Origin of the sequence: Pseudorhodoferax soli, assembly GCF_003337555.1 — a bacterium.
GTDB classification, from domain to species: domain Bacteria; phylum Pseudomonadota; class Gammaproteobacteria; order Burkholderiales; family Burkholderiaceae_C; genus Pseudorhodoferax; species Pseudorhodoferax soli.
The window spans coordinates 388,109-400,257 of record NZ_QPJK01000007.1 but is presented as its reverse complement, the minus strand read 5'-3'; the positions used below and the strand labels follow the sequence as shown (position 1 = coordinate 400,257).

General features: G+C 69.2%; 9 protein-coding genes. 2 read left to right on the top strand and 7 right to left on the bottom strand.

Translation table 11 applies throughout. From position 1 onward, the window contains the following. Positions 1-27 precede the first annotated feature (27 nt). From DES41_RS24905 to DES41_RS24885, 5 genes are all read right to left on the bottom strand, one after another. Positions 28-1,470, bottom strand: coding sequence for a DcaP family trimeric outer membrane transporter (locus DES41_RS24905; protein WP_114470445.1), 1,443 nt, complete (start codon positions 1,468-1,470; stop codon positions 28-30). A 124-nt stretch (positions 1,471-1,594) separates the two neighbouring features. Beyond that, complete coding sequence (locus tag DES41_RS24900; protein WP_114470351.1) at positions 1,595-2,320, bottom strand: amino acid ABC transporter permease; 726 nt, start codon at positions 2,318-2,320, stop codon at positions 1,595-1,597. Positions 2,321-2,398: 78 nt separating this feature from the next. Continuing rightward, positions 2,399-3,154: an ABC transporter substrate-binding protein gene (locus DES41_RS24895; RefSeq protein ID WP_114470444.1), complete on the bottom strand. Its 756-nt coding sequence runs from the start codon at positions 3,152-3,154 to the stop codon at positions 2,399-2,401. Positions 3,155-3,459: 305 nt separating this feature from the next. Beyond that, positions 3,460-6,513 (bottom strand): FAD-binding and (Fe-S)-binding domain-containing protein, encoded by a 3,054-nt coding sequence (locus tag DES41_RS24890; RefSeq protein WP_114470350.1) that lies wholly within the window; start codon positions 6,511-6,513, stop codon positions 3,460-3,462. A 9-nt stretch (positions 6,514-6,522) separates the two neighbouring features. After that, positions 6,523-7,221 (bottom strand): GntR family transcriptional regulator, encoded by a 699-nt coding sequence (locus tag DES41_RS24885; protein ID WP_114470349.1) that lies wholly within the window; start codon positions 7,219-7,221, stop codon positions 6,523-6,525. A gap of 126 nt (positions 7,222-7,347) precedes the next feature. Here DES41_RS24885 and DES41_RS24880 point away from each other — a divergent pair, with 126 nt between their 5' ends. Next, on the top strand, positions 7,348-8,589 hold the full coding sequence (locus tag DES41_RS24880; RefSeq protein WP_114470348.1) for a pyridoxal-phosphate-dependent aminotransferase family protein: 1,242 nt from the start codon (positions 7,348-7,350) through the stop codon (positions 8,587-8,589). 37 nt (positions 8,590-8,626) lie between these two features. Then, complete coding sequence (locus DES41_RS24875) at positions 8,627-9,604, top strand: Bug family tripartite tricarboxylate transporter substrate binding protein (protein ID WP_114470347.1); 978 nt, start codon at positions 8,627-8,629, stop codon at positions 9,602-9,604. Here DES41_RS24875 and lhpI read toward each other — a convergent pair. Both lhpI and DES41_RS24865 read right to left on the bottom strand, forming a co-directional pair. Next, complete coding sequence (gene lhpI / locus DES41_RS24870) at positions 9,588-10,532, bottom strand: bifunctional Delta(1)-pyrroline-2-carboxylate/Delta(1)-piperideine-2-carboxylate reductase (protein ID WP_114470346.1); 945 nt, start codon at positions 10,530-10,532, stop codon at positions 9,588-9,590. The genes DES41_RS24875 and lhpI overlap by 17 nt on opposite strands. A gap of 6 nt (positions 10,533-10,538) precedes the next feature. Continuing rightward, positions 10,539-12,134, bottom strand: a complete 1,596-nt coding sequence (locus DES41_RS24865; RefSeq protein WP_114470345.1) for an MFS transporter — start codon at positions 12,132-12,134, stop codon at positions 10,539-10,541. Positions 12,135-12,149: the final 15 nt, after the last annotated feature.

The following is a 12,149-nucleotide window of genomic DNA, read 5'->3' as shown; positions in this document are numbered from 1 at the left end:
GTGGCGGTGGGCCTCATGCGCGGGCGCTCAGTTGAAGGTGTAGCGGGCCAGCATGTTCAGGCGCGACAGGTCGCCCTTTTCGCCCGTCAGCGTCTTGCGCTGGCCCAGGATGTACTCCAGGCCCAGGTCCACGTTCTTCGCCGGGTTGTAGATCAGGCCCGCATGCAGCTGGTACATGCTGCGGTTGATGCCGTAGCGGCCGGTGCCCAGGCCGTTCGCCTGCGCGAAATCGGTGTAGGCGTTGTTGAAGTTGCGCTGCCAGCCGCCGACGAAGTTGAAGCGCAGGATGTCGCTGGCCTTGTACTGGTAGCCCACCACCAGGCCGCCCACGCGCTCGGTCAGCACCCTGTTACGGGCCTCGTCGAGGAAGGCGCCCTCGATGTAGTTGAAGTAGCGGCCGATGCCTTCGCCATAGGTGGCGCCCAGGCTCAGCGCATCCTGCCCGCCGCGCATCTTGATCAGCGTGGTGGCCGCCAGGCCGTACCCGCGCTTGGAGGCGTGCACGCTGTCGTTGACGACCTTGATCTGCTGCGTCATGGCGCGCACGCTGGCGGCACCCCAGTCGAAGCCCTTGTCCCAGCGCAGCACCACGTCGGGCGCTGTCGACAGGCCATCCTTCACGACAGAGCCGGTTGCGTCGTAGGCATAGCTGTCCGGGTTCTCCAGGGCCACGGTCCAGTTGCCCGTGTCGGGCGTGGCGTAGGTGTAGCGGATCAGGCCCTGGCGCATGGAGGTCGATCCGATCGGGCCGTTGAAGTCCACGGTCTCGGGCGCGTTGTCCACGTCCATGAAGGTCGACCAGGTCTGCCCGACGGTGAAGCCCGCGAAGCTGCCGTAGGCGTGGCGCAGCCGGAAGCCGTAGGAGTTGGTGGCCTGCTGCGTGAGGATGGTTTGCACGCTTTCCCCGGCGGCACTGTTGCCCAGGCGCGGGTCGTTGTTGAAGTCGCCCTCGACCTTGATGCCCAGCGGCCCATACGCGGTGGGCGTGGACGATTCGATGCCCAGGCGCGAGGTGCGCGCGTGGATCAGGGTCTGGTTCCTGCGCGCCGTCGATCCGTCCAGCGGCACGTAGGGCAGGAAGGTCGAGTAGTCGTTGCCGGAGTTGTCGCCCTTGAAGTCGTGGATGGCATTGAGTTCGACATAGCCGTAGATCTTGAGCGAGGTGTCCGAACCCGGCAGCCGGAAGCTGCCCGGGATGTCGCCCGCCACCACGGCGTCTTTCTGCCGCAGCTCGACCGCGCCAAGGCGATCGTTCAGTGCCGCATCTGCACTGGCCGATGCCGCCGGTGCTGCCACCGGGACCGCTGCCTTCTGGGCCTTGATCTCATTGAGCTCGTTGCGCAGCCGCATGACTTCGTTGCGCAGCTCCTCGAAGTCCTTGGCCGACTGGGCTGCGGCGGGCAGGCAGACCGCGGAGACAGAGACGGCGGCGGCGGCCAGGCTGCCCAGGGTCTTGATGCTTCTTTTCATGGCGATGCCTTGTTTCTCGGGAGGGAAGGGAATGGAATGCGCGCCTGGCCTGGCCTGGCCTGCGCGGCGGGCCGGGAACCGGTGCATGCGGGCGGGCACCTGGCTGGGCTGCCGGGCGCTGCGCTCATGGCCTGCGCCCTTCCACGTCATAGCGGTGCTCCAGCGCACCGGCCAGCTGCGTGAGGACAGTGGTCAGGACCAGGTAGACCAGGGCCGTGGTGACCAGCGTGGGCAATGGCTCGAAGGTGACGGCCTGCAGCCGGTTGCCCACGTTGGTCAGCTCGACCACGCCGATGGCATAGGCCAGGGACGAATCCTTGAGCAGCGACACGACGTTGTTGACCACCGAGGGCAGCGCGATCTTGATCGCCTGGGGGAACACGATGCCCGCGAAGCTGCTCCACGCGGACATGCCCAGCGACTGGGCCGCCTGCACCTGGCCCCTTGGCACCGCCTGCAGGCCGGCGCGGATCGCCTCGGCGTTGTAGGCGCCCACGTTGAGGGCCAGCGCGATGCAGGCCGATGCGAAGTCACTGAGCTTGAGGGCCGGCACCAGCGCCGGCAGTGCGAAGTACACGAACAGCACCTGCACCAGCAGCGGCGTGCCGCGCACCACCCAGATGTACAGCGCGGCCAGCCAGCGCAGCGGCGGCAGCGGTGACAGCTTGGCCAGGGCCGCCAGCAGGCCCAGCACGACGCCGGCAATGCCGGAGACCAGCGTGAGCTGCACCGTCACCCATGTTCCGTCGGCGAAGGCCTGCGCGTTGGGGCCGATCGGCTCGGGCGCCAGGGCCAGCACCTGGGCCATCAGCCACAGCAGCAGCACCAGCGCGGCGCTGGCCGCCAGCATGGTGGCGTTGCTGCGCGCAGGCCTGCTCCAGCTGGCGGGCCAGCCAGGGAGTGTCCAGGTCAAGGGATGTTCCCCGGTCTACTTGCAGCGCACGTCTTCGCCGAAGTAGCGGGCCGACAGGGCAGCGTAGCTGCCGTCGGCCATCACTTCGGCCAGCGCCTTGTTGTAGCCGGCAGCCAGCGTGGTATTGCCCTTGGCCACGGCGGCGGCGATCTGCTCGATGAACACCATGTCACCCGCCTTCAGCCCCGCGTTGGGAGCGCTCGCAAAGGCTTGCTTGACCACGAAGCGGTCGGTCACCCAGGCATCGACACGGCCGCTCACCAGGGCGGAGCGGGCGTCCGTGTCCTTGGGGAAGTTTTTCACCTCCTTGATGCCGGGCAGCTTCTTGACGCTCTCCAGGTAGGTGGTGCCGGTCTGCACGGCGACCACCTTGCCGGCCAGGTCGGCACCGGTCTTGATGGCCGCGTCCATGGCCACCACCTGGCCACCGGAGCAGTAGTGCGGGCTGGTGAAGCTCACGGCCTTGCTGCGCTCTTCCGTGATGCCATGCGAGGCGATCACGAGGTCCCAGCGGTCCTGGCGCAGGCCGGCGAGCAGTGCGTCGAAGCCCAGGGCCTTCCATTCGACGGCCAGCCCCATCTTCTTGGCCACCAGTTCGGCCAGTTCGACCTCGAAGCCGCTGAGCTTCGTGCCCTGGAAGAAGTTGAACGGCGCGAACTGCCCCTCCGTCGCGATGATGATCTTGCCGTTTTTCTGGATGTCCGCCAGCGGGCGGGCCTGCGCCGCCATCACGCCGGACAGGGCGGCTGCCACCAGCAGCACGTAACGCATCCATCGGCCAATGTTCTTCATCTTGTATGTCCTTGCTGGTAAACCCGAGTCTCCATGGGTGCCTCGAGCGTTTCTCGCATCCTCAGGCGCGGCCATCATCAGAGAAAACCGCGACGGTTCTCAAACTGTTGCAAATGTTTTCAATATTGCGTGGAAATAGGTTTGTATGCAGATTACTGCGTGGTTGAGCGCTGCCGGTGCCCGCCAGATCCACGCCCTGGTAGGCAGGTCTCCGCTGTCGATGCGGGCAGCGCTGGACAGCGCTTGTCCGACCCCAGGCGTGAAGCCTGGGGGCCATGTGCAGGTCAGGAGCGCGCTGGCAGCAGCCGGTCCAGCAGCACCGCCACGTGCACCGCTGCGCGCTGGGCGCCGTCGGCGATCTGGTGCCGGCAGCTCGTGCCGTCTGCCACCACGATGGCATCGGGCTGCCGGCGCACCGCGGGCAACAGGCTCGCCTCGGCCATCTGCATGGACACCTCGTAGTGCGAGGCTTCGTAGCCGAAGCTGCCGGCCATGCCGCAGCAGCTGCTCTCGATCAGCTCGGGCTTGGCGCCCGGGATGAGCTTCAGCACATCGAGGATCGGCGTGACGGCGCCAAAGGCCTTCTGGTGGCAGTGGCCGTGCAGCAGGATGGGCTTGCCGGCCGGCTGCAGCGCAAGGGCGAAGCGGCTCGCCTTGACCTCGCGTGCGATGAACTCCTCGAACAGCAAGGCCTGCTGTGACACGCTGACGGCCTTGTCGCCCAGGCCCATGACCAGCGCCTCGTCGCGCAGCGTCAGCAGGCACGAGGGCTCCAGGCCCACGATGGCGATGCCGGCCTCGGCCAGCGGCGCCAGCGCGTCGACCAGCGCCGATGCCTTGGCGCGCGCTTCGTCCACCATGCCGCTGGCCAGGTAGGTGCGCCCGCAGCAGTGGTGGCCGCCGGCTTTCTCCACCGTGTGCAGCAGATAGCCCGCGGCGTGCAGCACGCGTGCGGCGGCCAGCGCGTTCTCGCTCTCGAAGGTGCCGTTGAAGGTGTCGACGAACAGCACGGCGGTCTTCTGGCCGGCCTGGGCTGCGGCCAGCACGGCATCGCGGCTGGAGAACAGTGAGGCATCGCGTGCGCGCCAGAAGGTGTCGCTGCGCCAGGCCGGCAGCGAACGCTTGGCCGACAGGCCCAGCACCTTTTCGCCCAGCCAGGCCGCGCCCGGCATGCGGTTGCGCAGGTTCATGAGCCAGGGCATGCGGCTCGCCGCGTGCGCGTAGTCGGGCAGGCGCGCGATGAGGCGGTCCTTGAGCGTGTGGCCGTGCCTGTTCTTGTAGTGGGCCAGGAACTCGATCTTCATCTTCGCCATGTCCACGCCGGTCGGGCAGTCGCGCTTGCAGCCCTTGCAGCCCACGCACAGGTCCATGGTGTCGTGCATGGCGTCGCTGGTGAAGGCATCGGGGCCCAGCTGGCCCGACAGCGCCAGGCGCAGCGTGTTGGCGCGCCCGCGCGTGAGGTGCTGCTCGTCGCGCGTCACGCGGTAGCTGGGGCACATAGTGCCGGCATCGAACTTCCTGCAGTGGCCGTTGTTGTTGCACATCTCGACGGCCTTGGCGAAGCCGCCGGTGCTGTCGCCACCCGTGCCGGGGGCCGTGGTCACCTCCGTCACCGGGTCGGCCTGAACGTTCCAGGCCGACCAGTCGAGCACGGGCTTCAGTTCGATGCGCTTGTACGGGCGCGGCGATTGCGGTGGCGCAAAGCGCAGCAGCGCCGCGTCGTCCATCTTGGGCGGGTCGATGATCTTGCCGGGGTTGAACAGGCCGATCGGGTCGAGGTTCTGCTTGATCGCGCGGAAGGCCGCGTTGATCGCCGGCCCGAACTGCCATTCGATCCACTCGCCGCGGCACAGGCCGTCGCCGTGCTCGCCGCTGAACGCGCCCTTGTACTTGCGCACCAGCGCGCTGGCCTCTTCGGCGATGGCGCGCATCTTGGCGCCGCCGTCGGTGCGCATGTCCAGGATGGGCCGCACGTGCAGCGTGCCGACCGAGGCGTGCGCGTACCAGGTGCCGCGGCTGCCGTATTTGGCAAACACCTCCGTCAGCGCATCGGTGTACTCGGCCAGGTGGGCCAAAGGCACGGCGCAGTCCTCGATGAAGCTCACGGGTTTGCCGTCGCCCTTCAAGCTCATCATGATGTTGAGGCCCGCCTTGCGCACCTCCCACAGGTTCTTCTGCGGTGCGTCGTCGGGCATTTGCACCACGCTGCCGGGCAAGCCCAGGTCGCCCATGAGCTCGACCAGCCCGCGCAGTTGCGGCAGCAGCGCGGCCTTGTCGCCACCTGCGAACTCCACCAGCAGGATGGCCGCGGGCTTGCCGATCAGCGCGGTCTCCACTGTGGGGCGGAAGGCCGGGTTGGCCAGCGCCAGCTCGATCATCGTTCGGTCGACCAGCTCCACCGCCGTGGGCCCGAGCTTGACGATGTGCTGCGCCGCGTCCATGGCCGCATGGAAGCTCGGGAAGTTGACGATGCCCAGCACCTTGGCGCGCGGCAGTTCGGCGAGTTTCAGCGTGAGGCTGCGCGTGACGGCCAGCGTGCCTTCCGAGCCGATGAGCAGGTGCGCCAGGTTCACGCTGCCGTCGCTGGTGTAGGGCTTCTCGCTCTGGTTGTAGAAGATGTCCAGGTTGTAGCCCGCCACGCGGCGCATCACCTTGGGCCAGCGTGCGGCGATTTCGGCGCTGTGCTGCGCCGCGAGCTTGCGCACGTGGTCGGCGATGGCGGCTGCGCGCCCGCTGAGGCCGGCCACGGGCCCGAAGTTCACCAGCTCGCCATCCGACAGCCAGGCCTGTGCGCCCAGCACGTTGTGCACCATGTTGCCGTAGGCGATCGAGCGGGAGCCGCAAGAGTTGTTGCCGGCCATGCCGCCCAGCGTGGCCTGGGCGCTGGTCGACACGTCGACCGGATACCACAGGCCGTGCGGCTTGAGTTGTGCGTTCAGGTGGTCCAGCACCAGGCCGGGCTCCACCGTGGCGGTACGGGCCTGCACGTCCACGTCCAGCACGCGGCGCAGGTGCTTGCTGTTGTCGATGACCAGCGCCGCTCCCGTGGTCTGGCCGCACTGGCTGGTGCCGCCGCCGCGCGCGAGCACCGGCACCTTGAGGTCGCGTGCGATGTCGATGGCCAGCGCCACGTCGCGTGCGGTCTTGGGCACCAGCACACCGACCGGCATGATCTGGTAGATGGACGCGTCGGTGGCATAGCGCCCGCGCGATCCCGTGTCGAACAGCACCTCGCCCTCGGTTTCTGCGCGCAACCGGCGCGCCAGCGCCTCGCAGGTTTCGTTGGGCGGCAGCACGGTGCCGGCCGGGAGCAGGGCGCTTGCGGGTTCGATCTGCATGGGGTGTTCCTAGTTTTTCCGGGCCGCGGCGGCGATCGGATAGATCTCGCCCGCGCGCAGCAGCGCGAGCACGGTGTCGCGCTTGCGCAGCACATGGGCCACCAGCACCTGGCGCAGCCCGGCGGCGTCGCGCGCCTGCAGCGCATCGACCATCTGCTCGTGCTCCTGCACGGCGTGCTGCCACTTGGCCTCGTCCTGGTTGGTGCGAAAGCGCAGCGACTGCACGCGCGCGTTGATCGCGCGGTAGGTGCTGGCCAGCACCGGGTTGCGCGCGGCGGCGTTGATGGCCGTGTGGATCAGCGCATTGAGCCGGTAGTAGCCCGACAAATCGCGCCGCGCATGGCAGGCCAGCATCTCGTAGTGCAGGGCGCGCAGCTCGGCCAGCTCGGCATCGGTGATGCGCTGCGCCGCCAGTTCGCCCGACTGGCCCTCCAGCATGGCCAGCACCTCGAAGGTGTTCAGCACGTCCGCCTCGGTCAGCTTGACGGCCACGGCGCCGCGGTTGGGCAGCAGGTCGACCAGGCCCTCGGCCGCCAGCAGCTTGATGGCCTCGCGCAGCGGCGTGCGCGACACGCGCAGCTGCTCGCACAGCTCGCGTTCGTTGAGCTTGGCACCGGGCGCGATGCGGCCCTCCACCAGCATGGTGCGCAGCCGCGCTGCGACTTGGTCGTGCAGCGCGAGACGGGAGATTTCGATGATGTCGGCCATGCGTTTCCTCTAACGAATGGATTTTGCATTCAAATTGTTCGTTGCCGTTCAGGGGACTCCTAGGGTTATCCATGCCCTGTGAATGTTTTTTGAATGCAAAAATTCCCACAGCAACAAGGACCCGACATGCTCCAGCTCGACATCCATCCGACCGGCCGCCACTTCCTGCAAATCCCCGGCCCCAGCCCGGTGCCCGACCGCATCCTGCGGGCCATGAGCCTGCCCACCATCGACCACCGCGGCCCGGAGTTCGCCGGCCTCGGGCTCAAGGTGCTGTCAGGCATCCAGCAGATCTTCAAGACGAAACATCCTGTCGTGATCTATCCGGCCTCGGGCACCGGCGCCTGGGAGGCCGCGCTGCTCAACACGCTGAGCCCCGGCGACCACGTGCTGATGTACGAGACCGGCCACTTCGCCAGCCTGTGGAACAAGATGGCCACCAAGCTCGGCATCGCCACCGAGTTCCTGGCCTGGGAGGGCCGCGACGAGCACCTGCCCAACGCCGGCAGCTGGCGCCGCGGCGTGCAGGCCGAGCTCATCGAGGCGCGGCTGCGCAAGGACACCGAGAAGAAGATCAAGGCCGTGTGCGTGGTGCACAACGAGACCTCCACAGGCGTGACATCCGACATCGCAGCGGTGCGCCAGGCGATCGACGCGGCCGGCCATCCCGCCTTGTTGATGGTCGACAGCATCTCGGGCCTGGCCAGCGCCGACTTCCGCCATGACGAGTGGGGCGTGGACGTGACGGTCAGCGGCTCGCAGAAGGGGCTGATGCTGCCGCCCGGCATCAGCTTCAACGCCTTGTCGCCGCGCGCGCTGGAGGCGTCCAAGTCAGCGAAGCTGCCGCGCGCCTTCTTCGACTGGGCCGAGATCGTCGAGATGAACAAGACCGGCTACTGGCCCTACACGCCCAGCACCAACCTGCTGTATGGCCTGTCGGAGGCGCTGGACATGGTGCTGGGCGAAGGGCTGGAGAACGTGTTCGCACGCCACCAGCGCTGGGCCGCCGGCGTGCGCGCGGGCGTCAACGCTTGGGGCCTGCCGATCCAGTGCGCCGACCCGGCCGTCTACTCGCCCGTGCTGACGGGCGTGATCACCCCCGAGGGCGTGGACGCCGACGCGCTGCGCAAGCTGATCCACGAGCGCTTCGACCTGTCGCTGGGCACGGGCCTCGGCAAGCTCAAGGGCCGCATGTTCCGCATGGGCCACCTGGGCGACAGCAACGACCTCACGCTGGTGGCCATGGTGGCCGGCGTCGAGATGGGCTTGAAGCTGGCCGGCGTCAAGCTGGCCGGCAGCGGCGTGCAGGCCACCATGGACCACTTCGCCGGTCATCCCGCTCCCTTGCCACGCAAGAACGCCGCCTGAAGCGTTCGCGGCATCCCAACACACCCGGAGACACACGATGCAAAGACGTTCCCTGATCCAGGCCGTGGGCGCCGCGGCGGCCACGCTCGGCGCCCCCTCCCTGTTCGCGCAGGACTGGCCTTCCGGCCCGGTGCGCATCGTCGTGGGCTTCCCGCCCGGCGGCGGCACCGACGCGCTGGCGCGCGTGGTGGCGCAGAAGCTCACGGCCATGTGGGGCCAGTCGGTCATCGTCGAGAACAAGCCCGGTGTGGCCGGCGTGCTGGCGGCCGAGTACGTGTCGCAGCAGCCCAGCGACGGCAGCACGCTGCTGATGGCGCACATCAACAGCCATGCGCTGGCGCCCAGCCTGCAGCCCAAGCTGCGCTACGACGTGCAGCGCGACTTCGTGCCCATCGTCATGGTGGGCGTGACGCCCAACCTGCTGATCGCCGGCCCCGGCCAGAAGGCCACCACGCTCAAGGACATCGTGGCGCTGTGCAAGGCCGAGCCCGGCAAGGTCAGCTTCGGCTCGGCCGGTGCCGGTTCGGCCCAGCACCTGGCGCTGGAGATGTTCAAGCTGCAGGGCGGGCTGGACGCCATGCACGTGCCCTACAAGGGCAGCGGCCCGCTGCTGGCCGACCTCATGGGCAACCAGATCCAGTACAGCTTCGAGACCATGACGGCGGCCACGCCGCATGTGAAGAGCGGCAAGGTGGTGGCCGTGGCGCAGACGCGCACGCGCCGCGCCAAGGGCCACCCCGGCGTGCCGACCATGCAGGAGCAGGGCTTCGAAGGCTTCGAGGCCACCACCTGGTACGGCCTGGTCGGCCCCGGCAAGCTGCCGACGCCGATCGCCGACAAGGTCAACCGCGACGTCAACACCGTGCTAGCCATGCCCGACGTGCAGGAGCGGCTGGACACCTACGGCGCGGAAGACGGCGGCGGCACGCGCGAGAAGTTCACGCAGTTCATCGCCAGCGAGACCGCCAAGTGGGGCAAGGTGGTCCGCGACGGCAAGGTCAAGGTCGACGCGTAGCCGCGGCCTGTTCTTCCGCCTCCAGCACCGCCACGGCCGCCGCCAGGTCTTCCAAGGCGGTGCCGACGGCCTTGAACACCGTGCGCTCGCCGGCCGCGCGGCGGCCCTGGGCGCTGCCCGCCACGAGGTCGGCCAGCGTGCCGCGCACGTCCTCGGCGCGGAACACGCCGCGCGACAGCGGGCCCAACAGGTCGCCGCTTTTCTGCAGAGCCTCCGGCGTGTCGATGTAGACGCCGGCCGCGGCGAAGCAGGCGTCGTCGGCCTCGCACATCGCGGGCGAGAAGCTGCCGATCAGGTCCAGGTGGCTGCCCGGGGCCAGCCAGGCGCCTTGCACCACGGGCGTGGTGGCCAGCGTGGCGCAGCTGACGATGTCGGCGGCGGCGCAGGCGGTCGGCAGGTCGTGCGCGGCCAGCGCATCGAAGCCGTCCTCGCGCAGGCTGGCGGCCAGCGCCGTGGCCTGCGGGGACGAACGCGCCCACACCGTCACGCGGCGGATCGGGCGCACCGCGGCGAAGGCAGCGGGCAGCAGCCGCGCGAGCCGCCCCGCGCCGACCACCAGCAGGTGCTGCGCGTCCTCGCGCGCAAGGAACGAAGCGGCCAGCGCCGAGGCCGCGACGGTGCGCCGCGCGGTGATGGCGTCGCCATCGAGCAGCGCCAGCGGCACGCCCGTGGCCGCGTCGTGCAGCAGGTAGCTCGCGTGCAGGCCGGGCAGGCCCAGCGCCGCATTGCCGGGCGCGATGTTGATGACCTTGACGCCGTAGTGGCGCGCGGTCCAGGCCGGCATGATCAGTGAGGTGAAGCGCGCGTCGACCGCGTGCGTGTGGCGCAGCGGCACCATGCAGGGCGTGGCGAAGGCTGTGCGCAGCGTGTCGATGAGGTGCGCAAAGGGCAGGGCGGCGTGCACGGCCGCGGCGTCGATGAACCGCATGGAATCTCAGGCTTCGGCCAGGTAGTGCTTCATCTCCACCGCCTCGCCGGGCAGCACGAAGGCGCGCACCGTCGCTTCGAGTTCGTGGTCGGCCTGCGTGTGGCGCGCGCGCTGGTGCAGGTAGTCGGCCCAGGAGCTCACGATGAAGCGCTCCACGTAGCGCGAGGGATCGGCCAGGTCGCGGTAGACGCGCCAGAAGGTCGCGCCGTCGCGCTTGCGGTGGGCGCGCAGCAGGCTGGTGGCTTCCAGGAAGGTGGCGGCGTCCTCGGGCCGGATGCGGTAGCCGATCTCGATGGCGACGGGGCCGGCTTCGGGCGCGGGCTCCTTGGAGACGTAGAGCTCGTCCCAGGGCGTGGTCTGCGTCACGTCCTGTGCATCGCCCATGCGCAACGGGAACGGCTTGCCCAGCAGCAGGCCGGCGGCCATGGTGGCCGCGGCGACCACCAGCGTGAAGGTCAGGCCCGTGATGTCGGCCATGGCGCCCCAGAAGGCCGAGCCCAGCGCGAACGAGCCCAGCGCGCACAGCGTGTGCATGGCCACCGCGCGCGAGCGCACCCAGGGCGGCACGCTGGTCTGGGTGGCGGTGTTGAAGGTGGACATCACCGCCATCCAGGCCGCGCCGCCTGCGACGAGCGAGAGGTAGACCAGCGCCGGCCAGGGCGCGAAGGCGGCGATCAGGTTGACGGCGGCATAGACCACGCAGCCGATGGCGACGAGCTTCTCCAGGCCCACGCGGTGGCGCAGCTGGCCCACGACCAGGCCGATCAGCACGGCGCCCGTGCCCAGGCAGCCCATCAGCATGCCGTAGCCGGTGGCGCCCAGGCCCAGCTTCTGCGCGCCGATGGTCGGCAGCAGCGCCCACAGCGCCGAGCCGGCGCCGGCGTAGGCCACGGTGCGCACCAGCTGGGCCAGCACGGTCTGCGAATGCCAGGCGAAGCGCAGCGCGGCCATCATCCCGCCCCACAGGCGCTCGGCCGGCAGCCGCGAGGGCGGGTGCGGCTTGGGCGGGAAGCGCCGGATCGCCAGCGCCATCACCACCACGGCCACCACGGCCAGCGCGAAGTTCCAGGCGCCGCCCACCAGCGTGAACACCAGGCCGGCCAGCGCCGGACCGACCGCGCGCGCCGCGTTGTAGGCAATGGACACGCAGGTGATGGCCTGCGGCAGGTCCGCGCGCGTGACCGAGTCGGCGATGGTGGAGTTCCAGGCCGGCGATAGCAGCGCCGTGCAGCAGCCCGCCACGAAGATCATGAACAGCAGCGTGCCGGGGCCACCGATGCCGGCCAGCACCAGCACGGCCATCAGCGTGCCGGCGATGGCCTGCACCACCAGCGCGGTGAGGATCAACCGGCGCCGGTCGGTGATGTCGGCCAGCACGCCGGCCGGCAGCGACAGCAGGAACATGGGCAGGAACACGGCCGTCTGCACCAGGGCGGCCAGGAAGGAGGAGCCGGTCAGCTCCACCATCATCCAGGCGCCGGCCATGGTCTGCATGGCGTTGCCGATGAAGTAGACGCCGCCGCTGCTCCACAGGGCGCGGAACTGCCGGTAACGCAGCGTGGCCCAGATGGAGGGGTTGTGGGGCAGGGGCGTTGCGCTCATGGGGCGCAATTGTCC